Annotated in this window: 25 protein-coding genes and 1 pseudogene; 15 read left to right on the top strand and 11 right to left on the bottom strand. The window is 72.9% G+C overall.

The window, feature by feature from the left end:
- Positions 1-58: 58 nt before the first annotated feature.
- The 3 genes from ACTFTM_RS24975 to ACTFTM_RS24965 all read left to right on the top strand — a co-directional run bounded on the left by ACTFTM_RS24975 (position 59) and on the right by ACTFTM_RS24965 (position 4534).
- Entirely contained in the window at positions 59-2851 is a 2793-nt protein-coding gene (locus ACTFTM_RS24975; protein ID WP_449562883.1) for a BTAD domain-containing putative transcriptional regulator, read from the top strand.
- A gap of 91 nt (positions 2852-2942) precedes the next feature.
- Positions 2943-3665, top strand: a complete 723-nt coding sequence (locus ACTFTM_RS24970) for a hypothetical protein (protein ID WP_449562882.1) — start codon at positions 2943-2945, stop codon at positions 3663-3665.
- Positions 3653-4534 carry a hypothetical protein gene (locus ACTFTM_RS24965; RefSeq protein ID WP_449562881.1) on the top strand — a complete coding sequence of 294 codons (882 nt, stop codon included), beginning with the start codon at positions 3653-3655 and terminating at the stop codon, positions 4532-4534. Before ACTFTM_RS24970 ends, ACTFTM_RS24965 begins: the two co-directional genes overlap by 13 nt.
- A gap of 98 nt (positions 4535-4632) precedes the next feature.
- Here the strand turns inward: ACTFTM_RS24965 and ACTFTM_RS24960 are convergent, their stop codons facing one another.
- Positions 4633-5514, bottom strand: coding sequence for an AraC family transcriptional regulator (locus ACTFTM_RS24960; protein ID WP_449562880.1), 882 nt, complete (start codon positions 5512-5514; stop codon positions 4633-4635).
- A gap of 91 nt (positions 5515-5605) precedes the next feature.
- Between ACTFTM_RS24960 and ACTFTM_RS24955 the strand changes: the two genes are divergently transcribed.
- The gene (locus tag ACTFTM_RS24955; protein WP_449562879.1) at positions 5606-6685 is read left to right on the top strand and encodes an aldo/keto reductase; all 1080 of its coding nucleotides are present in this window, start codon (positions 5606-5608) and stop codon (positions 6683-6685) included.
- A gap of 161 nt (positions 6686-6846) precedes the next feature.
- The gene (locus ACTFTM_RS24950) at positions 6847-8037 is read left to right on the top strand and encodes a serine hydrolase domain-containing protein (RefSeq protein ID WP_449562878.1); all 1191 of its coding nucleotides are present in this window, start codon (positions 6847-6849) and stop codon (positions 8035-8037) included.
- Positions 8038-8044: 7 nt separating this feature from the next.
- Here the strand turns inward: ACTFTM_RS24950 and ACTFTM_RS24945 are convergent, their stop codons facing one another.
- The gene (locus ACTFTM_RS24945) at positions 8045-8491 is read right to left on the bottom strand and encodes a hypothetical protein (RefSeq protein WP_449562877.1); all 447 of its coding nucleotides are present in this window, start codon (positions 8489-8491) and stop codon (positions 8045-8047) included.
- A gap of 63 nt (positions 8492-8554) precedes the next feature.
- Entirely contained in the window at positions 8555-9094 is a 540-nt protein-coding gene (locus ACTFTM_RS24940; RefSeq protein WP_449562876.1) for a TetR/AcrR family transcriptional regulator, read from the bottom strand.
- 88 nt (positions 9095-9182) lie between these two features.
- Between ACTFTM_RS24940 and ACTFTM_RS24935 the strand changes: the two genes are divergently transcribed.
- On the top strand, positions 9183-10073 hold the full coding sequence (locus tag ACTFTM_RS24935; RefSeq protein ID WP_449562875.1) for an NmrA/HSCARG family protein: 891 nt from the start codon (positions 9183-9185) through the stop codon (positions 10071-10073).
- A 3-nt stretch (positions 10074-10076) separates the two neighbouring features.
- Here ACTFTM_RS24935 and ACTFTM_RS24930 read toward each other — a convergent pair whose 3' ends face one another.
- Both ACTFTM_RS24930 and ACTFTM_RS24925 read right to left on the bottom strand, forming a co-directional pair.
- Entirely contained in the window at positions 10077-11261 is a 1185-nt protein-coding gene (locus ACTFTM_RS24930; protein WP_449562874.1) for an NAD(P)/FAD-dependent oxidoreductase, read from the bottom strand.
- 82 nt (positions 11262-11343) lie between these two features.
- On the bottom strand, positions 11344-12291 hold the full coding sequence (locus ACTFTM_RS24925) for an RNA polymerase sigma-70 factor (protein ID WP_449562873.1): 948 nt from the start codon (positions 12289-12291) through the stop codon (positions 11344-11346).
- Between the two features lie 65 nt (positions 12292-12356).
- On the opposite strand from ACTFTM_RS24925, the gene ACTFTM_RS24920 reads away from it, so the two are divergent.
- Positions 12357-12905, top strand: coding sequence for a DUF6461 domain-containing protein (locus ACTFTM_RS24920; protein ID WP_449562872.1), 549 nt, complete (start codon positions 12357-12359; stop codon positions 12903-12905).
- Between the two features lie 10 nt (positions 12906-12915).
- Here ACTFTM_RS24920 and ACTFTM_RS24915 read toward each other — a convergent pair whose 3' ends face one another.
- Positions 12916-13584 carry a hypothetical protein gene (locus ACTFTM_RS24915; RefSeq protein WP_449562871.1) on the bottom strand — a complete coding sequence of 223 codons (669 nt, stop codon included), beginning with the start codon at positions 13582-13584 and terminating at the stop codon, positions 12916-12918.
- Positions 13585-13647: 63 nt separating this feature from the next.
- A complete protein-coding gene (locus ACTFTM_RS24910; RefSeq protein ID WP_449562870.1) occupies positions 13648-14313 on the bottom strand; it encodes a LuxR C-terminal-related transcriptional regulator in 666 nt (221 codons plus the stop codon).
- A 211-nt stretch (positions 14314-14524) separates the two neighbouring features.
- On the opposite strand from ACTFTM_RS24910, the gene lysW reads away from it, so the two are divergent.
- The 8 genes and pseudogenes from lysW to ACTFTM_RS24870 form a co-directional block, all read left to right on the top strand.
- A complete protein-coding gene (gene lysW, locus ACTFTM_RS24905; RefSeq protein ID WP_355246263.1) occupies positions 14525-14710 on the top strand; it encodes a lysine biosynthesis protein LysW in 186 nt (61 codons plus the stop codon).
- Complete coding sequence (locus ACTFTM_RS24900) at positions 14703-15560, top strand: RimK family alpha-L-glutamate ligase (protein ID WP_449562869.1); 858 nt, start codon at positions 14703-14705, stop codon at positions 15558-15560. The genes lysW and ACTFTM_RS24900 overlap by 8 nt, the downstream gene beginning before the upstream one ends.
- Positions 15557-16603: an N-acetyl-gamma-glutamyl-phosphate reductase gene (argC, locus tag ACTFTM_RS24895; protein WP_449562868.1), complete on the top strand. Its 1047-nt coding sequence runs from the start codon at positions 15557-15559 to the stop codon at positions 16601-16603. Before ACTFTM_RS24900 ends, argC begins: the two co-directional genes overlap by 4 nt.
- On the top strand, positions 16600-17448 hold the full coding sequence (locus tag ACTFTM_RS24890; RefSeq protein ID WP_449562867.1) for a [LysW]-aminoadipate kinase: 849 nt from the start codon (positions 16600-16602) through the stop codon (positions 17446-17448). The genes argC and ACTFTM_RS24890 overlap by 4 nt, the downstream gene beginning before the upstream one ends.
- Positions 17441-18580 (top strand): [LysW]-lysine hydrolase, encoded by a 1140-nt coding sequence (locus ACTFTM_RS24885; RefSeq protein WP_449562866.1) that lies wholly within the window; start codon positions 17441-17443, stop codon positions 18578-18580. The genes ACTFTM_RS24890 and ACTFTM_RS24885 overlap by 8 nt, the downstream gene beginning before the upstream one ends.
- A 1-nt stretch (position 18581) precedes the next feature.
- Positions 18582-19457 carry a transketolase gene (locus tag ACTFTM_RS24880; RefSeq protein ID WP_449562865.1) on the top strand — a complete coding sequence of 292 codons (876 nt, stop codon included), beginning with the start codon at positions 18582-18584 and terminating at the stop codon, positions 19455-19457.
- On the top strand, positions 19454-20425 hold the full coding sequence (locus tag ACTFTM_RS24875) for a transketolase family protein (RefSeq protein WP_449562864.1): 972 nt from the start codon (positions 19454-19456) through the stop codon (positions 20423-20425). The genes ACTFTM_RS24880 and ACTFTM_RS24875 overlap by 4 nt, the downstream gene beginning before the upstream one ends.
- Positions 20422-21600: pseudogene (locus ACTFTM_RS24870) on the top strand (MFS transporter); the annotation flags it as partial. The gene ACTFTM_RS24875 and the pseudogene ACTFTM_RS24870, both read left to right, overlap by 4 nt.
- A 48-nt stretch (positions 21601-21648) precedes the next feature.
- On the opposite strand, the gene ACTFTM_RS24865 reads toward ACTFTM_RS24870, so the two are convergent.
- The 4 genes from ACTFTM_RS24865 to ACTFTM_RS24850 are packed head-to-tail and all read right to left on the bottom strand — an operon-like array spanning position 21649 to position 25109.
- Positions 21649-22419 carry an SDR family NAD(P)-dependent oxidoreductase gene (locus ACTFTM_RS24865; protein ID WP_449562863.1) on the bottom strand — a complete coding sequence of 257 codons (771 nt, stop codon included), beginning with the start codon at positions 22417-22419 and terminating at the stop codon, positions 21649-21651.
- 14 nt (positions 22420-22433) lie between these two features.
- The gene (locus ACTFTM_RS24860) at positions 22434-23342 is read right to left on the bottom strand and encodes a sulfotransferase (protein ID WP_449562862.1); all 909 of its coding nucleotides are present in this window, start codon (positions 23340-23342) and stop codon (positions 22434-22436) included.
- Positions 23339-24193 (bottom strand): family 3 encapsulin nanocompartment shell protein, encoded by an 855-nt coding sequence (locus tag ACTFTM_RS24855; protein ID WP_449562861.1) that lies wholly within the window; start codon positions 24191-24193, stop codon positions 23339-23341. The genes ACTFTM_RS24860 and ACTFTM_RS24855 overlap by 4 nt, the downstream gene beginning before the upstream one ends.
- Before the next feature lie 28 nt (positions 24194-24221).
- Positions 24222-25109 (bottom strand): ATP-grasp domain-containing protein, encoded by an 888-nt coding sequence (locus ACTFTM_RS24850; RefSeq protein ID WP_355246291.1) that lies wholly within the window; start codon positions 25107-25109, stop codon positions 24222-24224.
- Positions 25110-25209: the final 100 nt, after the last annotated feature.

The following is a 25209-nucleotide window of genomic DNA, read 5'->3' as shown; positions in this document are numbered from 1 at the left end:
CGTGTCCAGTGCGCGACGAACAGATCGAGGCTGCGGCCTGCGGAATTAGCCTGAGCCGGTGACGTCGATCGCGGACTCGGGCGTACGCGTCCGGCTGCTCGGGCCGGTGGAGGTGGTCGTCGCCGACGGTCCGCAGGCGGTGAACGGGGTACGCCGCAAGGCGGTCCTGGCGACGTTGGCGCTGCACGCGGGCCGGGTCGTGAGCGTCGACCGACTCGTCGACGTGGTCTGGGGCGAGCGTCCACCCGCGACGGCCGAGAACACGCTGCAACGCCACGTCTCCTACCTGCGCGGGGTGCTCGGCGAGCCCGGATCGATCGTGGCGCGTCGGCCCGGTTATCTGCTCGACACCGGGCCGGGCTCCACGGACGTCCAGGCCGCCGAGCACCTCCTCGACCTCGCTCGGCGTACGACGGACCGGGCGGAGCGGGTGGCCCGCCTCACCGCCGCGGTGGCGCTGTGGCGTGGCCCGCCGCTCGCCGACGTCACCGGCTCGCCCTGGCTCGAGGAGCAGGCCGAGCACCTGGCCCGCCTGCGGTTGGAGGCCGAGCGGGCGCTCGCCGAAGCGCGGCTCCGCGCTGGTGAACACGCGCGACTCGTCCCCGGCCTCGAACGGCTCGTCCGACAGCATCCCTTCGACGAGCACCTGCACGCACACCTGATGCTCGCCCTGTACCGGGACGGTCGGCAGGGCGAGGCGGTCGCCACGTACCGGCGGTTGCGTGACGGCCTCCGGGAGAACCTCGGCATCGACCCCAGCCCACGGCTCAAGGATCTCCAGGCGGCCATTCTGCGCCAGGACGCCGCGATCGCCGCGCCCGCGCCGGCCACCCCGGCTCCGGCCGTACCCGCGCGGGCGGTGGCGGCGCAGTTGCCTCCGCCCGTACCCACGTTCACCGGGCGTGCGTCGGAGCTGGCGGCCCTCGACGCGCTGGTCGACCGGGGCGGCGCGGTGGTGGTGTCCGGTACGGCCGGCGTCGGCAAGACCGCCCTCGTCGTGCACTGGGCGCACCGCGTTGCCGAGCGCTTTCCCGACGGGCAGCTCTACGTCAACCTGCGCGGCTTCGACCCGGCGGCCACACCGACCGACCCGACGCGGGTGCTGCACGGCTTCCTGGAGGCGCTCGGCGTTCCGCCGGCACGGATGCCGAGCGATCCGGACTCGATGGTGAGCCGGTACCGGACGCTGGTGGCGGATCGGCGTCTGCTGGTGGTGCTGGACAACGCGCGCGACGCGGACCAGGTCCGCCCGCTGCTGCCCGGCTCGCCGGACTGCCTCGCGGTCGTCACCAGCCGCGATCAGCTCGTCCCACTTGTCGTCACCGAGAGCGCCCAGCCGGTGGTCCTCGACCTGCTGAGCCCCGACGAGGCCCGTGACATGCTCGTCCGTCGGCTCGGCCCGCGCCCGGTCGCCGACGAACCCGCCGCGGCGGACGACATCGCCGACCGCTGCGCGCGGCTGCCCCTCGCCCTCGCCATCGTCGCCGCCCGGGCGGCCACCAACCCGCGCTTCTCGTTGGCCTCGGTGGCGAGCGAGCTGGGCGGTCTGGACGCCTTCCACGGCGGGGACGCGACCACCGACGTCCGGGCCGTCTTCTCCTGGTCGTGCCGGACCCTCAGTCCGGCGGCGGTCCGGCTGTTCCGGCTGCTGAGCCTGCACCCCGGCCCGGACGTCGCCGCGCCGGCCGTGGCGAGTCTCGCCGGTAGCAGCCCGCAGGCGATCGGCCCCCTGCTCGCCGAGCTGACCCGGGCGAATCTGCTCGCCGAGCACTCGTACGGGCGGTACGCGTTCCACGACCTGCTGCGCGCGTATGCCGCCGGTCTCGCCGACGAGGTGGAGCCGGCTGCCGACCGCCGTGCGACGGTCCACCGGCTGCTCGACCACTGCCTGCACGCCGCGCACGTCGCCGACCTCGCGCTGCATCCGCACTTCAGCACGATCAGTCTGCCGGCGCCGCTCCCGGGCGTGACGCCGGAGAGCCCTCGGAACCGTTCGGCCGCGTCGGCGTGGTTCGCCGCCGAGATCCCCGTCCTGCTGGCCGCCGTGCCGCTGGCGGCACGGTCCGGGTTCGAGGGGCACGCCTGGCGACTCGCCTGGACCGTGGCCGGCTACCTGCACCGGCAGGGACACTGGCAGGACTGGCTCGGTACGCAGCAGATCGCCCTCGCCGCCGCATCCCGCATCGGGGATCGGGCCGGGCAGGGGCACGCGCACCGCAGCCTCGGTCTCGCCTGCTCGCGGCTGCGCCGCTACGACGAGGCGGACGACCACCTGCGGCGTGCGCTCGACCTGTTCGGCGAGGCCGGCGACGACGCCGGACGGGCACACACCTGTCTGAACCTCGGCCAGCTCGCCGAGCGGCGGGGGGACATCCGCCAGGCGCTCGGGCATTCCCGGCGGGCGCTGACCCTGTTCCGGCGGGCCGGGAACCGGGCCGGGCAGGGGTACACCCTCAACGCGGTCGGTTGGCAGGAAGGGCTGCTCGGTGACCACCACCGCGCCCTCACCTCCTGCGGCGAGGCGCTGCGGATGCTGCAGGAGGTGGACGACGTCCAGGGTCAGGCGGACACCTGGGACAGCCTCGGCCACGCCCACCACCAGCTCGGCGACGACCGGCAGGCCGTCGCCTGCTACGAGCGGGCCCTGGAACTCTTCGGCCAGGTGCACGACCGGTACGCCGAGGCCAGCACATACGTGAACCTCGGCGGTAGCCACCGGGCCCTCGGTGACCTGGGCGCCGCACGTGCGGCCTGGCGTCGCGCGCTGCGCATCCTCGACGAACTCGGCGACGCGGACGCCGACGCGGTCCGCGCCGACCTCGTGCAGCTCGACGCCACCCGCTCGGGCTGACGTACCCCGCTTTCCGCGCCGTTTCCGGGCCGTTTCAGGGCGGCTCGGCACTCTTCGGACACCAGCTTTCCATCCAGGAACGGAGTGTTCGATGAGTCGCTTGGCACGCCGCCTCGCGGTGATGGGAGTGGCCGGCGCAACGGTGCTGGCCACGTCCACCACCGCGCTGGCGCAGACCGACAAGCCGCCGACCAAGGGCGCCGACTGCGTGGTCCAGTACGTGGACGAGCGCGGCGGGATCGTCCGCACCGGGACCGAGCCGGAGGGCCGGGAGTACGGCCGGTTCCGCTGCGGCAGCGGACAGTGGACGTTCGCCTGGGACCCGTTCGGCGCGGACGACGCGATCGTGGCGGACGAGATCGTCGTCGACCCGTCCGGCGTCGTCTCGGTGCGGCGGTTCACCGGTCCGGCGCTCGGCAACGACCTGACGATCGGCGAGATCACCGCCATCGCCCAGGCCGTCACCGGCAGCGCGGAGGTGATGGTCGACCGTGCGATCGTGGCGGTCGACGACGGCAAGGAGCGGACCCCCGAGGAGATCGAGGCGCTGCTGGCCGGCAAGGACACCACCGGCGTACGGGTGTTGGACACGATCGACAAGCCGGACGCCGCCAGGTCGGCGATGGACGTCATCGACGAGGCCGGAGGCACACCCGAGACCACCGTCGTCTACTTCAGCCTCTGGGGGGCGATCAAGTCGGTGTTCGCGTGGGTCGCGGACACGATCAGCGACATCGGTGGCTGGTTCGAGCGGCACTGCGACTGGGGGCTCTCTCCCAGCGGCCTGGGCGTGGTGGTCACATGTCGCTGGTAGCGCGGGACATCGCCAGGCGCGGCGGAATCATCGCCGTGGCACTTGTCGTCGGGCTGGTGGGGTCGTACGCGCCGTCGCGGGCGGCCGAGGGGGACGCCCGGACGACGGTCACCGACCAGCCCGGTGCCCCGGGAACGATGCTGCGCCAGTTCGAGGACCTCACCGGCCGGGGTGTCGGTGACCTGAACACGGTGCTGGCCGTCGACACCGGCGGTCGCAACGTCTCGGTCGACCAGTTCGCGGCGCTCGTCGCCGGCGAGAAGGTCGACGGTGTCACGGTCCTGGGCACGATGCCCGGCGGCCGGGACATCCTCGGCACGACCATGGCCGACCTGGCCGACGGCGCGTACGACGGCAGGGACGGCGGCGGCACCCTGCTCTTCGCCTCCTCCGCCCCCGGCGGTCGGGAGTGGTGCCTGACCATGTGCGTGGCCTCGGGGAAGTCCGTGTGGGAGTGCCTGTTGTCGCGCCGGTCGGGCGATCTGTTGCGCACCCTCGATCTCTCCGGCGACACGACGGTCGGCGGGACGAAGACAGCCTTCGAGAAGGTCAACGGGGTTGCCGTCGAGGGACCGTACGCCGTCGACACGCTCACCGGTGACGCCGAGCCCTCGGCGGACGAGATCCAGGCGCTGCTGGACGGCAAGGACGTCGACTCGCTGCGTCGGGTGGCGACCGTGCAGGCGCCGGACACCGGCTGGGCGTTGGCCGACGTCGCCGAGAAGTCCGGCGTGCCGTACCGGAAGACCACCATCCACATCTTCACCCTCGGCCTTCCCTTCATCGGGAAGATCCTGGTGGTCTGCGTCTCGCACAACGACGGCAAGACGTGGAAGTGCTCGACCCGCCCCTGGAGCGGGTGGTTCTAGGCGTCCCGGTGAGCGGTATACCTCAGAGGTATACCGCTCACCGTGGACGTCGGTGACGAGCAGGCAACGTGAACGCCGACGCTCGGCCCGGGCGTCCCTCACACGCCGGCGAGCCGCGCCTGGTCGAGTCCGGCGAGGCGGGCGGCGTCCCGGCCCGGTGGCAGCCCGAACAGTCGTCGGTACTCGCGGCTGAACTGCGACGCGCTCTCGTAGCCGACCGCGTATCCGACCCCCGCCACGTCACCGGGGTCGGCCAGCAGCCGAACCCGTGCCTCCTGCAGCCGGACGAGCTTCTGGAACTGGATCGGCGTCATCGTCGTGATCGCCCGGAAGTGGCGGTGCAGCGAGGTGACACTCATTCCGGCGACGCGCGCCACGTCCTCGACGCGGAACAGGTCGGCGTGATGCTCGCGGATCCAGCGGATCGCGCGTTCGATCTGCACGACATTGCCGTCGCCCACCCCGATCTGCCGGACCGTGCCGCCCTGCTCGCCGGTCAGCAACCGCCAGACGACCTCGCGCTCCACACCCGCCCAGAGCACGCGCTGGTCGTCGGGGCGGTCGAGCAGCCGCAGGAGCCGTACCACCGCGTCGAGCAGGTCGCCGTCGGCGGTGCTGACCGCGATGCCCGCCGCCGACTCGCCCCGGGTCGGCGGGGCGTCCAACAACAGGTCCGCGATCAGTGGCGGGCGCAGGGCAAGCCCCAGCACCAGGTACGGCTCCGCGCGACTGGCCCGACTGATGTGGCTGATCACCGGCAACTCCATGGACGCGACGACGAACCGCCCAGCGCCGTACGAGAAGACGCCGTCGCCCAGCACCGCGTACTTCGTGCCCTGCGCGACGAGCGCGAAGACCGGCGCGGTCTGGGTCGGCATCGGCTCGGTAGGCGAGTCGCTGCGGAGCAGGACGAGGCCGTCCGGTGTCGGCCGCCCCACGTGGCGCAGCACCAGGTCGCGGATCTCGGGCAGCGCGGTCACCCACCCATCCTGCCCGAGTTTGGCAGGATCAGGCAATGCGGTGGCAGCATCGACCTATGGGGGAGCCGGCTCTCAGGTGTGTACTTGGCGCATGCCACTCGACAATTTCGTCACGCTCGGCCATTCTGGCCTGCGCATCAGCCCGTACACCCTCGGTGCGATGACCTTCGGCGAGGACCACGGCTGGGGCGCCTCGGCCGACGAGTCCGAAGCGATGATCACCGAGTATCTGGAACGTGGCGGCAACTCCATCGACACCGCCAACATCTACACCAACGGCCACTCCGAGAAGATCATCGGGGACTACCTGGCCGCCCGGCCCGGCCTACGCGACCGGCTCATCCTCGGCTCCAAGTTCTTCGGCAACCTGTTCCCCGGCGACCCCAACGGCGGTGGCGCCGGACGTAAGGCCGTTGTCGCCCAGGCGGAGGAGTCGCTACGGCGGCTGCGCACCGACTACCTGGACATCTACTGGCTGCACAACTGGGACCGCGGCGTCCCGATCGAGGAGACGCTGCGCGCCCTCGACGACCTCGTCACCGCCGGCAAGATCCGGTACGTGGGCCTGTCCGACCTGCCCGCCTGGAAGGCGGCCGAGGCGCAGGTCGTCGCGCACTTCCGAGGCTGGACGCCGGCCATCGGGATGCAGCTCGAGTACTCGTTGCTGGAGCGGACGGTCGAGGGCGAGCTCATCCCGATGGCATCCGAGCACGGCCTCGGCGTACTGCCGTGGAGTCCACTCAAGAGCGGCTGGCTGTCGGGCAAGTTCGTCCGCGGCAACAGCGACGTGGACACGACGCGTGCCGCCCTGGTGGGCGGTCCGGCCGAGCGCGACTGGCAGGTCATCGACGTGCTGCACGAGGTCGCGGCCGATGCCGAGGTGACACCGGCGGCGGCCGCGCTGTCCTGGGTCGGCGCCCGGCCGGGCGTGACCTCGGTGCTGATCGGGGCCCGACGCCTCGACCAGCTCAAGGCGAACCTGGCCGCTGTGGACGTGCGGTTGACGCCGCAGCAGACGGCACGGCTCGACGAGGTGTCGACCCCGACGCTGAACTTCCCGGCCCTCAACAACCGCTTCCTCGCGCCGAGGCTCGCCTTCGCGGGCGCGACGGTGGACGGCCAGCCGAGCGTCGTGTCGCCGGGTCTCACCGACAGCGACGTCCGCTACTGAGCACCGGTCGGTGGGGCGTCGCATTGGCCGGGATGCGGCGCCGCCGGTCCGGCGAGGTAGCGCAGGCTGTACCAGAAGGAGGGCAGCTGGGGGGATCGTCCCTGTATCGGAATTCTTGAACCCTTGATGGCGTCAAGCGTTTCCGAGACAGAGGAGCAGTCATGCCGCCGCACGCCATCACGTCCACGCGCCGCCGGGCCCTGCGGACGGTCGCCGCGACACTGGTCGCCGCCACCGCCCTGACCGGCTCCGCCGCGTTCGCCGCCACCGACAGCGGTCGGCCGGCCGGTCCACGGGACACCGTCCAGCGGCAACTGGACGACCTGGTCAGCGACAGCGGCTTCCCCGGCGTTCTCGCCTCCGTGCGGGGGGCCGACGGCCGGGTCCGCGACTACACCGCCGGGGTCGGCGACCTCAAGACGCGCCGCCCGGTTCCGCAGGACGGCCAGGTCCGCATCGGCAGCAACACCAAGACCTTCACCGCGGTGGTCGTCCTGCAGTTGGTGGGGGAGGGGCGCATCGACCTGGATGCCACCGTCGAGCACTACCTGCCCGGAGTCGTGCGAGGTCACGGCAACAACGGCAACACGATCACCGTACGTCAGCTGTTGCAGCAGACGAGCGGCCTGGCGGACTACGACGACGTGCTGTTCACCCGGTCGCAGGACCTCGTCGACAAGAGCCACTCGTACTACCAGCCGCGGCGGCTGGTGGACGCCGCGTTGACGAACGCCCCGCACTTCGCGCCCGGCGCGAAGTGGGAGTACAGCAACACCAACTACGTCCTCGCCGGGCTCATCGTGGAGCAGGTCACCGAGCGTCCCATCGGCGAGGAGATCACCAACCGGATCATCAGGCCGCTCGGCCTGCGCGACACCTACTGGCCCGGCGTCGGGGAGCAGCGCCTGAGGGGTACGCACCCGCACGGCTACGTCGGGGTGGCCCCGAGCGCCCCGTGGGTGGACGTCACCGACATGGACCCGTCGCTGGGCTGGGCCGCCGGGCAACTCGTCTCCACGCCGGACGAGCTGCGGACCTTCTTCCAGGCGCTAGTCGACGGCCGACTGCTCAAGCCCGCGCAGCAGAAGGCGATGATGACGACCGTTCCCGCGCCCGGGTTCGAGCCGACCGGCGAGTACGCGTACGGGCTGGGTATCGCGCGTCACGACCTGCCCTGCGGCGGCGAAGCCTGGGGCCACGGCGGCGACATCCAGGGCTTCGAGACCCGCAACCTGGTCACCCGCGACGGACGGGGCGCCGTCGTCGCCGTGACCGGCCTGCCGACCGGTGAGCAGATGCTCGCCGACGTGAACGAGAGCGTCGAGACGGCGCTGTGCGCCACCGACCACTGAGGCGCCATCAGCTTGGCGGCTCCCAGCGGCTGCCGGTCAGCCCGGCCGCCTGCTGGTGCGCCTGGTTCAGGATCGACTCCGCTTCCCGTCGCGCGGCGGTCACGATGCTCTCCGCCTCGAGGCGCGCGACGGCGCGGTGGTCCTCGGCCTGCTTCTCGGCGAGGTCGAGGATCTGCTCCACCCGGGTACCGAGGCCGCTGAGGGTCGGCGTCTCCCGCTTGCGCCGTCGCGGAGCGGCGACCGCCGTTCCGCTGGCGGCCTGGTCGGCATCCCCCCGGTCGGCCAGGCCGTCCTCGACGAGGTGGGACCCGCTGGTGCCGATCAGGGAGAGCGCCACGCCGAGCGCGGCGACCGCGACACCGGACCAGAGGGCGGCCGGTCCGAGGGACGGGCCAACCGCTGCCCCGACACCGAGTCCGATGAGGACCACAGCGGTCCTGACTGGCTTGCGCACGGGTCCTCCAGAGGGGGGCAGGGCTCCGGCTTTCAGCATGACGATCGCGTCAAGACGGGCGGGTCACCTTTCGTGAGGCTGGATTCCCGCCAGGGCGAGGGCCAGGAGCCGTTCCGCCTTCGTCGCGTCGGACGGTTGGGCGGCGAGCGAGATGGCGTTGGCGAGGGTCATCACGTCCGCCATGGCGACGTCAGCACGCACGGAACCTTGCTCGACGGCTCGACGTAACAGCTTCTCGCCCGCCGCGCTGAGCGTCGCGCCGCAGGTCTCGTTCTCCTCGGGTGGCGCGTTCAGCAGTGTCTCCGCGAGCCCACGCGTGGTCGTGGCGTACACGGTGACCTCCCGCAGCCAGATGGTGAGGGCGGCGAGAGCGTCCGGCTCGGCCAGTAGCTCGTCGGCGCGGCCGGCGAGGTTGCGCACGCACGTCTGGAAGACGGCTTGGAGCAGGGACCACCGCGACGGGAAACGCCGGTGCAGGGTCGCCGACCCCACCCCGGCGGATCGGGCGATCTCCTCCAGCGACGCGTACGCCCCGTCGCGGGCGATCGCCTCGGCGGCCGCCTTCACGATCAGGTCGTAGTTGCGTTGTGCGTCGGCTCTCATGGTCCGCCTTGCCAAAGTGGGGTGGTCCCCCATATCGTAGCCGACGTCAAGTGGGGGGAAACCCCACTTATTTCGGGAGGCATGCATCATGGCTGTTCTTGTCATCGGCGCGACCGGCAAGCAGGGCGGAGCCACCGCCCGCGCACTGCTCGACCGTGGCGTCGCGGTCCGTGCCCTGGTCCGCGACGTCTCCACCGACAGTGCCCAGGCCCTGGCCGCGCGCGGCGCCGAACTGGTCAAGGGTGATCTGGACGACGAGGCGTCGCTGGTCGCCGCCGCCGAGGGGATGGACGGGCTCTTCTCGATCCCGTTCCCCGACGTGACGAACCTGCGGGGCGACGCCGAGCTGGTGCGCGGTCGCAACGTCGTCGAAGCCGCGCGCCGGGCCGGAGTGGCACACGTCGTGCACAGCAGCGTGTCCGGCGCGGGCGACTTCCACCGCAACCAGCCCGGCTGGGCCGAGGGCCGCTGGGACAGGCAGTACTGGGAGAGCAAGGCGGCGATCGACGAGATGGTCCGCACCGGCGGCTTCGCGCACTGGAGCGTGCTCAAGCCATCGACGTTCATGGAGAACCTCGTCGGCTGGTCGTACCTCTTCGGCGACTGGTCCAGCGGCACGATCATCACCGGCTTCGCGGCGGATACGCGGCTTCCCTGGGTCGCCGTCGACGACATCGGGGAGGCCGCGGCGACGGCGTTCACGAACCCGGGACGGTTCGACGGCCTGGACGTCGAACTCGCCGGCGACCTGCTCACCATGACCGAGGTGGCCGCGATCCTCAGCGAGGTCACCGGCCGGACGATCTCCGCGCCCGTGCTCACCCCGCAGGAGGCCGTCGAGCGCGGACTGCTCCCTGGCATGGTCAACACGGTCGAACGGATCAACGAGAACGGCAGCCCGGCCCGTCCGGAGATCACCCGGGCGCTCGGCCTGCCCACGACCGACTTCCGGACGTGGGCGGGCCGCACGTTCTCCTGAGGGTCACACCCTCGCGACGTTCTCCGTCCGCGTCGCCGTGACGCGGTGGCGGCGAACCGGGTACGGGATGGGGTGGGAGACGCCCCAGGCCGCGCCCTTGCAGACGACCTCCTTGTAGCGCGCCGCCAGCCTGCCCGTGAGCTGGGACGGCTTGGCCCGGTCGTCGGCGGTCACGTACTGGATGATGCCGTCGCGGCGGCCGAGGCTGATGCACTGGTTGAAGTAGCGCAGTGGCGCGTTCGGCATCTTCGTCCGACCGGTCAGGCGCGCGGCGATGGCGTCGGCCGCCTGCCAGGCCATCGGGGTGCCCGAGGCGCAGGACATCCGCAGCGGCTTGCCGCCCGGACCGGCGGCGAGTCCGGCGTCGCCGACGGCGTACACGTCCGGGTGCGAGACCGACCGCATGGTGTCGTCGACGACGATCTGGCCGGTTGCCGCGACGGTCAGACCGGTGGCGGCGGCGATGGGGTGGACGGCGAAGCCGGCCGTCCACACGGTCACCGTGGCCGGGATCGTTGAACCGGCGGCGGTGACCACGCCGGCCGGCTCCACCCGGACGACGTCGGTGTGCTCGTGGACGGTGATGCCGAGCCGGTCCGCGACGTCCCGCAGGTGCTGGCGCGCCTTGTCGTTGAGCCAGTCGCCGAGGCCGCTTCGGGCGGCGATCGCGACGTCGAGGTCGGGCCGGGCCTCGGCGATCTCGGTGACCGCCTCGAGGCCGGTGAGACCTCCGCCGACCACGAGCACGGTCTGGCCGGCCGCGAGGCGGGCGAGGCGGTCACGCAGCCGCAGCGCCGACGGTCGGCCGGCGATGTCGTACGCGTGTTCGGCGACGCCGGGGACGCCGTGCTCGGCCGCCGTGCTGCCGAGGGCGTAGACGAGCGTGTCGTACGCGATCTCGTCGTTGCCGTGCTCGTCGGTCAGCGCGACGGTGCGGCGGTCGACGTCGACGGCGGTGACCCGGGCGAGGCGGACCCGCACGCCGGTGCCCGCGTACACCCGGCTCAGCTCGCGGCGCGGGAGGTCCTGGCCGGTGGCGAGCTGGTGCATGCGTACCCGCTCGACGAAGTCGGCCTCGGCGTTGACGACGGTGATCTCGATGTCGTCGGGGTGCAGCCGGCGGGCGAGGCGGCCGGCGGCGATCGCTCCGGCGTAGCCGGCTCCGAGGACGACGATGCGGTGCTTCATGGCGGCGCTCCTGTCTCGGCGATGGTCGCTACCTGAACCGGGCGGCGACGCCGTTGCTGACAGCGGGCGGCTATGACCTGGGTCACCAGACGTGCAGGAGCGGCTCGGAGTGTGGGGTGACGGACCACTGGCGGGTGACGCGTTCGAGCTTGTCGGGGTTGACCTGCACGCGGATCGCCGCGACGCCCTCGGGCGTCACCTCCAGCGCCATGACGCCGACGACCTGCTCGCCGGTCACGACGACGACCGCGGGACCGCCGTTGACGACCTCGGCGTAGAGGGCGGGGCTGCTGCCGCCCACCAGGTTCCGCTTGACGTCGCTGGGCCGGAAGAGCCCACGCAGGAACTTCGCCACCGCCAGCGCGCCGACGACCGGCGTCGTACGGGCCGGGATCTTGCCGCCGCCGTCACCGACGCTCGTCACGTCCCCGGTCAACAACTCCACCAGCCGCTGGATCTGGCCGCTGTTGGCCGCCGTGAGGAACTCGGTGACGATCTTCCGTGCGGCGGCGTCATCCACGACGGCGCGCGCCCGGCCGGCGGCTACGTGCTGCTTGGCGCGCCGGTAGATCTGCTGGCAGTTCGACTCGGTGAGGTCGAGGATCTCGGCGATCTCGCCGTGCGAGTAGCCGAACGCCTCACGCAGCACGTACACCGCGCGCTCGTTGGGCGACAGCCGCTCCATGAGGGTGAGCACCGCCATCGAGACCGACTCGCGCTGCTCGACGGTGTCGACCGGGCCGAGCATCCGGTCTCCGGCGAGGACGGGCTCGGGCAGCCAGGTGCCCACGTACGTCTCCCGCCGGGCGCGCGCCGAGGTGAGCTGGTTGAGGCACAGGTTGGTGAGCACCCTCGTCAGCCATGCCTCGGGCGTCTCGACGCGCTCCCGATCGGCGGCCTGCCAGCGCAGGAACGTGTCCTGGACCGCGTCCTCGGCGTCGCCGGCCGAGCCCAGCAGCCGGTAGGCGATCGCCTCCAGCCGGGGCCGGGAGCGCTCGAACACCTCGACCTCGTCGGGACGCAGCGACATGGCTCGACAGTAGCCGCGCTCGTCGCGCGGCCAGGACACGCCCGCGCCGTCGATACAGTCACGGCGTGAACGTGCGGCAGTGGGCGTGGGCGGGGCAGGACCGGTACCCGGGCTTCTGTCTCACCCTCGTCCGGGGTCGAACGCCGGCGACCGTCGCCGCGCAGCTCGGCGCCGACGTGGTGCGGGAGTTGACGCTGGCCGAGGCCGAGCAGGCCCATCCGATCAGCGCGCCCGGGGCGTTGCTGCGCCTCGGCGCGTACGGGGGCGGGGTTTTCTGCTTCGAGGACCGCGCGCCGATCGCGAACCGGACCTGGGCGATCGCCCGCCTGTCGCAGGGCACCCGTCTGCTCCAGGTCACCAAGAGCGGCGACGGGATGGTCATCGTCCGTGACGTGGTCGACGGCCGGACGGCCGAGTTGTTCGAGCCGGGCGGGGCGGTCTACGCCGACGGACCGTTGCGGCCCCGGGTCGTCCCGCTCCTGGCGGCGCACTCGCGGGTGATCGCGGCGCTCACCGTGGTCGCCGACGAGGCCGGCGTCGACCTGGAACGCGCGACCCTGGAAGGTCGGCTCGCCACGGCGCTGAGCCTGCGCGACGAGCCGGCCCGAGGCTGATCCGGCGCGGTCAGCAGGCGGAACGCAGGTGGTTGTTCCGATACCACGGGCAGACCCTCGTCACCCCGGGCGCCTGTGCCAGTCGACGGCGGAGCTGGTCCTGTCCGTCGGCCGACAGACCGGGCTCGAACTCGACGAAGCTGATCGGACCCTCGCCGCCCTCGGCGCGGTTGGTCTGCACGCCGCGCACGCTGAGGTCTCCCCGCTCGACGAGGTCGGTGAACCCGGAACCCGCTTCCCGGTGGACGACGAAGCCCACCTGTGGGGACGTCAGCGCGTCGTGCACGGCACCGGTCGACGTCACGACCGGGACGACCACCAGCGCCGCGCCGACGAGCATCGACAGCCGGGCCCGCCACGGCGACCACCGGGGGTCGGCGGTGGTCGCCAGCAGGACCAGCAACGCCGGCAGGATCCCGGCCGGCACGGGCCCGCAGGCCACGACGAGCAGTAGGCCCCCTGCCGCGACGCAGGCGTACGTGAACTGTCGCCGTCGCGCGAAGAGCAGCGGCACCGCCGTCAGCGCGACCGGGATCCACTGGAACCGGAAGACGATGGTGTCGCCCTTCGTCAGGTACGACCAGCCGAGCAGAGCCACGGCGGTCACCAGTCCGGCCACCACCAGCGCGCGTTGCCACGCGTGCACCTTCGGCGCCGGCGCCGTCCGGGTCGTCGTCACGGCGGCAGTGTGCCACCCGGACGCAACGGGAACGACGAGGCTGCTGACGCTCGCCGCAGCGGGTCAGGCGGGCTGCATGAGGCCGGCCCGGTAGGCGAAGGACACCAACTGGGCCCGGTCCTTGACGTTGAGTTTGCACCGGAGTCGGTAGACGTGGGTGCGTACGGTGGTCAGGCCGATGGACAACTCGTTGGCGACCTCCTCGGTCGATTTTCCGTCGGCCATCAGCAGCAGCACCTGCCGTTCCCGTGGGGTCAGGGTGGACACCGCCGGTTGGAAGACCTCCTCCGGGTACGGCTGCCGACGCCGGAACCAGTCGACCAGCCGGTCGGCGATCCGGGGAGCGAGGGTGGTCTGACCGGCGGCGGCGGCGCGGACCGCGGCGGCGACCTCCTCCCAGGTCGCGTCCGGCATCAGGATTCCGTTGACACCCGCCTGGAAGACGCTGCTGACGAGGTCGTCGCTGTCGTCGGTGGCGAACACCACGAAACGGGGTCGCGGGCTCAATTTCTCGGCGTTGATTTTGTGAATGAGATTGACGGCGGAAATGCCGCGCAATTTCAGGCCCGTCACGATGACATCGACCCGATGCGTGCGAGCCAACATTATCGCGTGGTTGCCGCTGTCCGAGGTGTCCACCACGGAGACGTCGGGCTCGCTGCCCAGCAGCGTACGGAGGCCATCTCTGACAATTGGCAATTCGTCGCAGACAAGAACCCGGATTGACATTCCCCCGCCTTACGTACTGCCGCCGGTGAATTCAACACATCGATGATCGCGATGTTACTCGGTCCAACGCGGCTGCGACAGCCGTGTCACGCCGTCGTCCCGGGGTCATCGTGGCGTTGACCGGGTGTCGACGGCGCGCGGACGCGAGACCGGCGGTGGGATTCCTATGGTCGGAGCGGACCCGGCCCCCACGAAGGAACGGAAGCCTCCCGTGACAGTCCAGGAACAGACCATCGCCCCCTGCCCCGAGTGCGCCGCCGACGTGACGTTCGCCCAGCCACCACGGCTCAGCGAACTGGTCGAGTGTGGAGAGTGCCAGGTCGAGCTGGAGGTCGTCACGGTCCAGCCGGTGACGCTCGCGCCGGCGCCCGAGGTCGAAGAGGACTGGGGTGAGTGAACCCGCCTCGGTTGCGGTGCTCACGTCCCGGTTGCGGGTCGACGACAAGCGGATCCTGGAGGCGCTGGAACGCCGCAACGTCGCGGTGGCCCACGTCGACACCCGGACGGCCTGGTGGCCGCTGGACGGCGGCACGCCCGAGTGGCGGCTGGTGCTCAACCGGGAGATCGGCCAGATCCGCGCCGGCTACGCCGCCCGAGCCCTGGAGCGACTGGGCGTGATCGGCGTCAACTCCGCCTCGGCCATCGAAACCTGCGCCGACAAGTGGCACACGTCCATCGCGTTGCGGGCGGCCGGCCTGCCCACCCCGCGTACCGCCCTCGCCGCCACACCCGACGCGGCGCTCTCCGCGCTGGCCGCGATCGGCTACCCGGCCGTCGTCAAGCCGCTGGTCGGGTCGTGGGGCCGGCTGGTCACGACGGTGCCGGACCCGGACCTCGCCCGCACGGTTCTGGAGTACGTCGCCGCGCTGCCCGGGCCGCAGGCGCACATCGTGTACGTGCAGGAGTACGTCCGCAAACCCGACCGGGACATCCGGGTCGTGGTGGTCGGCGGTGAGGCGCTCGGGGCGGTGTACCGCTACAGCGCCGACTGGCGTACCAATGTGGCCCGTGGCGCCCGGACCGAGCGGTGCACGCTCACCGACCGGATCGTCGAGCTGGCCACCACGGCCGCCGCCGCGGTCGGCGCGGACCTCGCCGGCGTCGACCTGGTCGAGGACGAGACCGGTCGGCTGTACGTCCTGGAGGTCAACTCCGGGGTGGAGTTCGCCGGCTTCGAGCAGGCGTACGACGGTGCCGTCGACGTCGCCGGTCGGATCGTCGACCACGTCCTGGCGAGGCTCGCGTGACCGCCGTGGCCGGGCCGGTCCGCGCGGCGGTCGTGGGTGGGGCCGGTTACATCGGCGGTGAGCTGGTCCGCCTGCTGCTCGGGCACCCGAGGGTGGAGCTGACCACCGTCACCTCCCGCCGGCTCGCCGGCCGGCGGGTCAGCTCCACCCACCCCAACCTGCGCGGCCTGACGGAGCTGACCTTCACCGCCCCGGAGGACCTGGGCCGGCACGACGTGCTGCTGCTGGCCACCGAGCACGGACTGGCGATGGGCGCGATGCGCGGCCTGCTCGACCTGGCCGACACGGTGGTCGACCTGTCGGCGGACTTCCGGCTGCGCGACCCCGCCGTGTTCGCCGCGTACTACGGCGGCCCGCACGCCGCGCCCGACCTGCTCGCCGAGTTCGTCACCGGGCTGCCCGAGCTGCACCGCAAGCAGCTCCGCGACGCCGACCGGATCAGCGTGCCGGGCTGCATGGCGACCGCCGCGATCCTCGCCCTGCACCCGCTCGCCGACGCCGGCCTGCTGGGCGCGGGGGAGGTGACGGTCGACGGGCGGACCGGCTCCAGCGGCTCCGGTAGCACTCCGTCGGCGGCGAACGTGCACGCTGAGCGCAGCGGCGCCATGCGGGTCTTCGCCCCGACCGCGCACCGGCACCAGGCGGAGATCGCCCAGGCGGTGGGCGTACCGGCGCGGATGACCGCGACCGGGGTGGAGGCGGTCCGGGGTGTGCAGGTGCTGTGCCGGGTGCCGCTCGCCGACGGTGTCGACGAGGTCGCCACCCGGGCCGTGTACCGCCGCTACTACCGCGACGAGCCGTTCGTGCGGGTGGTCGCGGGGCGGCGTGGCACGTACCGGTTGCCGGAGCCGAAGATCCTGGCCGGCTCGAACTTCTGCGACGTCGGGTTCGCCGTCGACCCCGACGGCGGCTGGGCGCTTCTCGTCGCGGCGCTGGACAACCTCGTCAAGGGGGGCGCCGGCAACGCGGTGCAGTGCCTCAACGTCCGCTACGGCTGGCCCGAGCGGCTGGGGCTGGAATTCCCCGGCCTGCATCCGGCGTGAACGCCCCGACGGCCCCACCGGTCGAGGTGACGGTGGTCAAGTGCGGCGGCACCGCCGGGGTGGACGCGGCAGCGGTCTGCGCCGACGTCGCCGAGCTGGTCCGCGCCGGGCATCGGGTGGTGCTGGTGCACGGCGGGTCCGCCGACATCGCCGCGCTCGGCGACCGGTTGGGCGTACCGCAGCGGCGGATGGTCAGCGGCGACGGGATGGACACCCGCTACACCGACCCGGCCACCCTGGAGGTCGTCGTGCTCGCCCTCGCCGGCGCGGTCAAGCCCCGACTGGTCACCGCGCTGGCCCGCGCCGGCGTCGACGCGGTCGGCCTGACCGGACTGGACGGCGGCCTGCTGCGGGCCCGGCGTGCCGTCGTACACCGGGCGGTCGTCGACGGCCGTCGGATGGTGCTGCGCGACAACCACGGCGGCCGGTTGGTCGGCGTACGCGCCGAACTGGTCCGGACGCTGCTCGCGGCCGGCGCGGTGCCGGTGGTGTCGCCGCCGGCGCTCGGCGAGGACGGCCGACCGGTCAACGTGGACGCCGACCGTGCCGCCGCCGCCCTCGCCGCCGCGCTGGACGCCCGCACGCTGGTCCTGCTCACCGGAGCGCCCGGGGTACTCGCCGACCCGGGGGACGAAGGGTCGGTGCTGGACCGCTGTGCCGTGCCGACGACAGGCGTGCCCCCCGGTGTCGGCCGAGGGATGGCGATGAAACTCGTCGCCGCCCGCGAGGCGTTGTTCGGCGGGGTCGCCCGGGTGCTCGTCGCCGACGGCCGGCGCACCCACCCGGTCCGAGCGGCGCTGGCCGGCGCCGCCACCGAGATCACCGTGAGGAGCGAAGATGCCTGAGGACGCCCCGGAGCCCGGCACGCCGCAGACGCGACCGGGCGCCGTCACCGACACCTTCGCGGCCGGACTGCTGCGCCGCATGGTCGAGACGCCCTCGCCGTCGTACCACGAGGCGGCACTCGCCCGATCCCTGGTGGACGCCATGGCGCAGCTCGGCTTCGCGGCGTACGTCGACCAGGTCGGCAACGTGGTCGGCGAGATCGGCCGGGGCGACGGCCCGGTGGTGTTGCTGATCGGCCACCTGGACACGGTGCCCGGCGGGCCGGTCGTCCGCGCCCAGGACGGCCGGCTCTACGGCCGCGGCGCGGTGGACGCCAAGGGGCCGCTCGCGGCCATGGTGTGCGCCGCCGCCGCGGCGGACTTCGGTGGACGGATCGTGGTGGTGGGCGCGGTGGAGGAGGAGATCGCCTCGCGTGGCTCGCGGGAGATCCGACGGCGGTTGCCCCGGCCCGACGCGGTGGTGGTGGGCGAACCGAGCGGCTGGTCGACGATCACGCTCGGCTACAAGGGCAAACTCGACCTGCGTTACCGGGTGTCGGTGCCGGCCACCCACCCCAGCAACCCCGTCGCCAAGGCGTCCGAGCTGGCGGTGCGCTGCTGGACGACGCTCCTGGAACTGCTCGGTCCGGACAGCGGCAACGGCTCGTTCGACCGTCCCGGTGCGACCCTCGTCTCGCTGCGGGCCGACCAGGTCCGGGCGGAGGCGGAGCTGAGCGTCCGCACCCCACCGGGGTACGACGTGGACGGGCTGTTGCGTGAGCTGCGGCAGCGCACGCCGGATGGGGATCTGACCGTGGTCAACCGCGTCGCCGCCTGCCGCGCCGATCACCGCAACCCGGTGGTCCGGGCGCTCTCGGCGGGTATCCGCGCCCAGCGGGCCCGGCCCGCCCTGAAGGTGAAAACCGGCACGTCGGACATGAACGTGCTCGCCGAGCAGTGGGACGTCCCGATGGCCACCTACGGCCCCGGGGACAGCAGTTTGGACCATTCCGACGACGAGCACATCGTGCTGGCCGACTACCTGCGCGGGATCGCCGTCCTGCGACACGCGCTGCGCGAGCTGGACGTCCCCGCGCCGGCGCCGGCCACCGACCGGGTCAACGGTTTCCGTCTCGCCCCGAGTGGGGCCTGACGTGACGTCCCGGGAGCCGCTCGCGGTGGCCGAACCGGCCGACCCGACCGAGCTGCCCGACCAACCGGTCGCCGCCGAGCTGGCGGCGGTCGCGGTACGCGTACGGGAGTTGATCGTGCGGATGTGCGCCAGCTCGGACGGTGGCCACCTGGGCGGGTCGATGTCGCTGGTGGAGATCCTGGTGACCCTGTACCACGAGGTGCTGCGGGTCGACCCGACCCGGCCGGAGGCTCCGGAGCGGGACGTGCTGCTGCTCAGCAAGGGCCATGGTGGGATCGCGCTGTACGCGGTGCTCGCCACCCGGGGCTACTTCCCGGTGGAGTGGCTCGACGGGTACGCCGCGCCGGGCGGACCGTTCCTGGCCCACCCGCACCGGGAGGTGCCCGGCGTGGAGATGCCCAGCGGGTCGCTCGGGCACGGGCTGGCGCTCGGGGTCGGGCACGCGCTCGCCGCCCGCCTCGACGGCAGTGACCGGCGCTGCGTGGTCGTCCTCGGTGACGGGGAGTTGCAGGAGGGCTCGGTCTGGGAGGCGGCCATGGCGGCCAGCAGCCTCGGACTCGACCGGCTGACCGCCGTCATCGACCGCAACGGACTGCAACTGGGCAGCGTCACCGAGGACGTGATCGCGCTCGAGCCGCTGGCGGACCGGTGGCGGGCGTTCGGGTGGACGGTCCGCGAGGTGGACGGGCACGATCCTGCCGCACTGCGGGAGGCGCTGACCTCGCCCGGCTCGGGCCGACCGGTGGCCGTCATCGCCCGGACCGTCAAGGGCCGGGGACTGCCCTACGTGGAGGGACAGGTGCGTAGTCACTTCGCCCGGCTCGGGGAGGCCCAACGGGCACGGGCACTGCGGGCCGTACGCCGGGGGGTCCGGTGAGCACGGCGGCCGGGCCGCGTGCGGGGCGGGACGTCTACCGGGACCTGCTCGTCGAGCTGATGGCCACGGACGCCCGGCTGGTCTGCCTGGACAGCGACACCGGGCTGTTCAGCGGCGTGGACTTCGGGCCGGCGGCCGACCGCTACGTCAACCTCGGCATCGCCGAGCAGAACCTGATGGGCGTCGCCGCCGGTCTGGCCCGCAGCGGGCGCATTCCGCTGGTCAACACGATGGCCACCTTCGCCAGCACGCGTGCGCTCGAAGCGGTGAAGGTGGACATCGCCCTCAACGACCTGCCGGTGCGGATCGTGGCGACCCACGGCGGGCTGGCCGCCGGCCACCTCGGGCCGACCCACCACGCCCTCGAAGACGTGGCGATCATGCGTACGCTGCCGAACATGACGGTGGTGGTGCCGGCCGACGCCGACGCCTGCGCCCGGTTGTTCCGGCAGTCGCTGGACCTGCCCGGTCCGGTCTACCTGCGGCTCGGCCGCGCCCCGACGCCGGACGTGACGGCCGCCCTCGCCGCCGCCGGAGGCCCGGACGCGCCGGCGGTGCGGTTGGGCCGGGTGCAGACGTTGCGCACCGGAGGTGACGTGGTGCTGGCCGCCTGCGGGCCGTACCCGGTGCTCGCCGCGCTGGACGCCGCCGACGAGCTGGCCCGGCGCGGGGTGGGAGCGACGGTGCTCAACGTGCACACCGTCCGTCCGCTCGACGTCCAGGCGCTCGACGCCGCGGTCCTGGCGACGGGACGGCCGGTGGTGGTCACGGTGGAGGAGCACTGGCCCAGCGGCGGGCTGGGCGCCGCCGTCGCGGAGGCGCTGACCGAACGACGGCCCGTCCGGGTGCTGCGGGTGGCGGTACCGGACGGGTTCGTGGCCGTCGCCGGCGACCAGCGGTACCTGCTGGACCGCGCCGGGGTGACCGCCGCCGCCGTGGTGGACCGGGCGGTGACGGCGCTGCGATGAGCGGTGGGGGCGAACGCCGGAGCCTGGTGGCGCTGCTGAGCGCGCACTACCTGTCGTCCTTCGGCAACGCGATCACCATCGTCACCGTGCCGCTGTACGTGCTGGCGCGTACGGACAGCGCGGCGGCGACCGGCCTCGCCGGCTTCGCCGGCACCCTTCCGTTGATCTTCGCGGGCGCGGTCGGCGGCGTGTGGATCGACCGGCTCGGCGGCCGACGCGTCAGCGTGCTCTCCGACGCGCTCGCCGGGCTGCTCACCGCCTCGGTGCCGGTGCTGGACGCCACCGTCGGGCTGCCGCTGCCCGCCCTGCTGGCGCTGCTGTTCGCCCGCAGCCTGGTCGCCACGCCGGCGAACGCGGCCCGGGTGAGCCTGATCCGCCCGGTGGCCGGCGCGGCCGGCGTACGCCTGGAGACCGCGAACTCGTGGTACCAGGCCGCGCCCCGCCTCGGCCTGGTGGTCGGCGCACCGCTCGCCGCGCTGCTGGTCGCCGCCCTCGGCGCGGCTGTCGGGCTCTACGTCGACGCGGCCGGCCTGCTGCTCGCCGCCGTGCTGGTCGCCGTCGGCGTGCCCGCCCTGGCCGCCGCGCCGACGACCGGCCGCGCCAGCTTCGCGCGGCAACTTCTCGAGGGCGCGACACTGGTACGACGGATGCCGGTGATCGCCGCGATGACCGCCTTCGTGTTCGTCACCAACCTGCTGGACGCCGCGTTCACCCCGGTGCTGCTGCCCGTCTACGCGCACGACGTGCTGCGCGACGGGCGCTACCTGGGCTGGTTGATCGCCGCGTCCGGCTGCGGGGCCGTGCTCGGCACCTTCCTGTACGCCCCGGCCAGCCGCCGCCTGCTGGCCAGCAGGCGACGCACCATGTTGGGCTGCTTCGTGGTCATCGGCACGCTGCGGCTGTCCATGGCGACCACCCCGCCACCGGCCGTGATGATCGGCATCTGCCTGCTGCTGGGCCTGGCCGCCGGCCCGCTCAACCCACTGCTCACCACCGTCACCCTCGAACACGTGCCGGAGGAGGCCCGGGGTCGGGTCTTCGGGCTGGGCAGCGCCGTCGCGCTCAGCGGGGCGCCGCTGAGCGTGCTGCTCGCCGGTTGGTCCGTCGGCGCGGTCGGGCTGGTGTCCACCCTGGCCGCGTTCGGTGGCGCGTACCTGCTGCTGGTGGCCGTGGCGCTGCGCGGCCGGTCGTTGCACGCCATGGACGCGTACGCCCCGGACGGGTCAGCCGAGGCCGCGGGTCCGCCCGCCGTCGACCAGCAGACAGGTGCCGGTGATGAACGAGGCGGCCTCGCTGGCCAGGAAGGCGGCCACCGCGCCGAAGTCCCCGGCCCGACCCACCCGGCCCAGCGGGATGCCCGCGCCGATCTCCGCGAGCCGGGCGTCGGCCGCTGAGCCGTAGTCGGCGCGTACGCCCTCGGTGTCGTGGTAGCCGGGCGCGAGCACGTTGACCGTGATGTCGCCCGGCCCGAGCGCCTGCACGAGGGCCCGGGTGAAACCCAGCAGGCCCGGCCGGGCCGCGGCGGACAGCCCGTACTCCGGGATCGGCTGGCGGACCGTCTCCGAGGCGACGATGAGGACCCGGCCCCAGCCGGCCGCGCGCAGGTGCGGCAGGGCCGCCAGCGTGAGGCCGACGTGCGGCAGGAACGCGGCGTCCAGCGCCTGCCGGTACGCGTCCAGCCCGAAGCTGTCGACCGGGCCTCCCGGCACCTCACCGCCGTTGGCGACCACGATGTGCAGCGCGCCGAAGTGCGCCACGGTGTCGGCGACCCAGCTGGCCACCCCCTGCTCGTCGGTGATGTCCACCGCTCGGGTCAGCACGTCCGGAGCGCCGGCGTCACGCAGCTCCTGCGCTGCCTCGGCGAGCCGCCCGGGGTTGCGCGCCCCCAGCGACAGGGCGCAGCCCTCGGCCGCGAGCGCACGGGCCGTGGCCCGGCCGAGGCCGCTGCTGGCGCCGGCGACCAGCGCCACCCGTCCCGCGATGCCGAGATCCATACCCAACCACTCCCTCAGGGTCGTAACGGATAGCCGTACCGGCGCAGCACCGGGACGGCGAGCGTGGTGGCGACCGCCGCGGCGCGCGCCGGCAACGCCTCCCGCCACGCCAGGTCGGGTCGGATCGTCGTCGGCCCCCGACGCAGCCGGTCCGGGTTGCCGGTCACCGTGTGGTTGACACCCAGCACGGCCCGCCCGTCCGGCCCGACGGGCGGCTCACCGGGCAGGTCGGCCCAGCGCAGCACCCGGCTCAGCACGTCGCGCGGCGCGGCGGCGAAATCCTCGTAGCGCAGCCGCAGGTAACGCTCCCCGGCGGCGCGGCCGATCCGGTCCGAGGCCACGTTTATCGCGGTCCACATGCCGGTGCTGCGGGCCGCGCTCATCCGCGGTAGGTACTGCTTGGGTCGGGCGAACGAGTGGGCGACCGCGCGCGGGTCGCGGACCAGGTGCAGCACCCGCAGGTCCAGCCCGGCGTCGCCGAGCAGCACGGCCGCCTCGGCGGGGTACTTCGAGCCGTCGACGATCACCTCGGCGTCGGTCTCCTCGGCCACCGCCCGGTACGTGTCGACCATGCGGCGGGCCACCTCGGTCACCCCGGCCGGCCTGGGCCGCCGCCCCGCGACCTCGGCCAGCCGTACACCGGTGTGCCGGACCCGGACGTGACGCCGCTGCTCGCGTACGACCCGCCGGGCCTCGCCGGCCGGGTCGGGTCCGGCGACGCGGGCGATGACCCCGCTCCACAGCGGACACCCGGTGAGCGTCTCGCCGCAGCCGCAGGACGTGTTGGTGCCGGTGCCCAGGACGCCGTTGCGCCACAGGTAGTACAGCTCACCGACGTGCACGACCCCGGGCAGCTCACCGAGCAGGTTGCCCAGCACCGTCGAGCCGCTGCGGTTCCAGCCGGTCAGGTAGACCACCTTCACCGCAGGTCCAGCAGCAGGAAGTGCTGCGGCAGGTGCACGGCCAGGCCGAGTCGCAGGCCCGCGCTGATCACGTCGGAGCCGTCCGGGCCGACGCCCCGGCGCAGGGTGAGCTGCGACGTGCCGGACTCCAGCAGCGTGACCGCCGCCCGGAAGTCGCCCAGCAGCACCTGGTCCGGCGCGATCATCCTGGTCCGGCTGACCCGGATGCCGACCTCGCCGAGCCGGGCCAGCATCCCGCTGCCCAGCAGGTCCCAGTAGCGGTTGGGGTGGGCGACGATCGCGTCGCACGACCCGCCCATCTCCTCGACCTCGCCGGCGGCGGTGATCACCTCGGCGGTCAGCTCCCCTGGCGCGGCCCTCCGCCGGGCTCCCGGCAGGCCGATCAGAGAAGGGATCACCCCGTCGGCGCTGCCGTGCAGCAGCACCTCGTTCTCGATGGTCCCCAGCCGCACCAGCACCCGGTAGTCCACGAACCCGGCCAGCAGCGTCGGGTCGCGCAACAGCTCCGGCGGCACGGCCACCGCGGCGGTCACCTCGGTCAGCTTCGTCTCGACCAACCGGGGCACGAAGGTCGCCTCCGGACTGGCCTGGTAGCTGGTGCCGGCGATCTCCGGGGTGCCCGGCGTCGGGGCCTCGCTGACGTAGCTGACCGGCTCCTCGGTCACCGTCGCGCTCTTGAGCAGGTGCCGCACCGTGTAGCGGGGCCGGTGCTTGGCCAGCGGAAACAGGGTGGGCAGGGACGCGGCGATCGGTACGTCGACGTCGCCACCCTCGGCGGCGAGCACCGCGCGGGCGAACTGCTCGCCCGGGCCGTGCTCGGTCAGGTCGTAGTCGGCCAGGGCATGCTGCATCGACACTCCGTCCGTCGCGCGGGGCAGTTCAGCAGGGGGTACGGGCCTCCACCCACTCGTACATGGCCTCGAAGGCGAGCCGCTGGGACTCCTTTCCGAGGATGTTGAGGTTGCCGGGGATGGCGTTGCACTCGAGGATCACGTAGCCGTCCTCGGTGGGCAGGATGTCCAAGCCGGACAGCGTGATCCCCATCGCCCGGGTCGCCCGGATCGAGATGTCCGCCAGCTCCGGCGGGATGTCCACCCGCTCGAAGCTCGCCCCGAGCAGCGTCCGGGTCTTCCACTGCCCGACGGCCGGATACTTGACCATGTTCATCGGCATCGTGTCGCCCGAGACGGTCAGCCGGTACTCGCCGTACTGGGTGGGGTAGTAGGGCTGGCACACCAGGACCCCGTAGCGGGCCAGCAGCTTCTCGATCAGCGGCAGGTCGTCGGCGACGTTGGTGATCCGCTCCACGTCGATGCCGGCGCGTCCGTACGACGGTTTCACCACGACGGTGCCCCACTCCCGGCTCGCCGCCTCGACGTCGGCGGGCACCCGGCAGGCCCGGGTGGGTGGCACGGGCAGGCCGGCGTCGGCGAGCACCTGCATCATCCGGAACTTGCTGTACGCCGCCTGCCACACCTCGACCGGGTCGAACATCGTCACACCGGGGATGCTGCTGGCGAGCATCAGCCGCTCCACCCGGTCGCGCCAGTCGCCGTGCAGTTGCGCCCGCGAGATGACCGCGTCGAAGGAGCGCCCCAGCTCACCGTTGAACATGACCTCCGGGCCGCCGCCCGGGGCGGCCGCGACGTCGATCTCCTCGACGGTGAACAGCGAGGTGTCGTGACCGCGCTCGCGGCCCAGCTCGGCGATGACCGGCGAGTCGTCGTCCTCCTCGCCGTGATCCCACGCAAGAACACCGATCCTCATGACACCTCCACGCTTCCGCGCACCCCGACAGGCATCTATGACTCTGGTGAGAGTCGTCCATGTCTGATCATTTGTCAAGGTCACTGGATGATGCTCGCTA

The organism is Micromonospora sp. RB23 (assembly GCF_053585025.1).
The sequence above is the reverse complement of the archived record's forward strand: the minus strand, read 5'-3'. Positions and strand labels throughout refer to the sequence as shown.

Excerpts from the sequence above, each read along its gene's own strand:
- ACTFTM_RS24970 (WP_449562882.1), top strand. The coding sequence starts at position 2,943 with ATGAGTCGCTTGGCACGCCGCCTCGCGGTGATGGGAGTGGCCGGCGCA.
- ACTFTM_RS24965 (WP_449562881.1), top strand. The coding sequence starts at position 3,653 with ATGTCGCTGGTAGCGCGGGACATCGCCAGGCGCGGCGGAATCATCGCC.
- ACTFTM_RS24955 (WP_449562879.1), top strand. The coding sequence starts at position 5,606 with ATGCCACTCGACAATTTCGTCACGCTCGGCCATTCTGGCCTGCGCATC.
- ACTFTM_RS24950 (WP_449562878.1), top strand. The coding sequence starts at position 6,847 with ATGCCGCCGCACGCCATCACGTCCACGCGCCGCCGGGCCCTGCGGACG.
- ACTFTM_RS24940 (WP_449562876.1), bottom strand. The coding sequence starts at position 9,094 with ATGAGAGCCGACGCACAACGCAACTACGACCTGATCGTGAAGGCGGCC.
- ACTFTM_RS24935 (WP_449562875.1), top strand. The coding sequence starts at position 9,183 with ATGGCTGTTCTTGTCATCGGCGCGACCGGCAAGCAGGGCGGAGCCACC.
- ACTFTM_RS24930 (WP_449562874.1), bottom strand. The coding sequence starts at position 11,261 with ATGAAGCACCGCATCGTCGTCCTCGGAGCCGGCTACGCCGGAGCGATC.
- ACTFTM_RS24925 (WP_449562873.1), bottom strand. The coding sequence starts at position 12,291 with ATGTCGCTGCGTCCCGACGAGGTCGAGGTGTTCGAGCGCTCCCGGCCC.
- ACTFTM_RS24910 (WP_449562870.1), bottom strand. The coding sequence starts at position 14,313 with ATGTCAATCCGGGTTCTTGTCTGCGACGAATTGCCAATTGTCAGAGAT.
- ACTFTM_RS24885 (WP_449562866.1), top strand. The coding sequence starts at position 17,441 with ATGCCTGAGGACGCCCCGGAGCCCGGCACGCCGCAGACGCGACCGGGC.
- ACTFTM_RS24865 (WP_449562863.1), bottom strand. The coding sequence starts at position 22,419 with ATGGATCTCGGCATCGCGGGACGGGTGGCGCTGGTCGCCGGCGCCAGC.
- ACTFTM_RS24855 (WP_449562861.1), bottom strand. The coding sequence starts at position 24,193 with ATGCAGCATGCCCTGGCCGACTACGACCTGACCGAGCACGGCCCGGGC.
- ACTFTM_RS24850 (WP_355246291.1), bottom strand. The coding sequence starts at position 25,109 with ATGAGGATCGGTGTTCTTGCGTGGGATCACGGCGAGGAGGACGACGAC.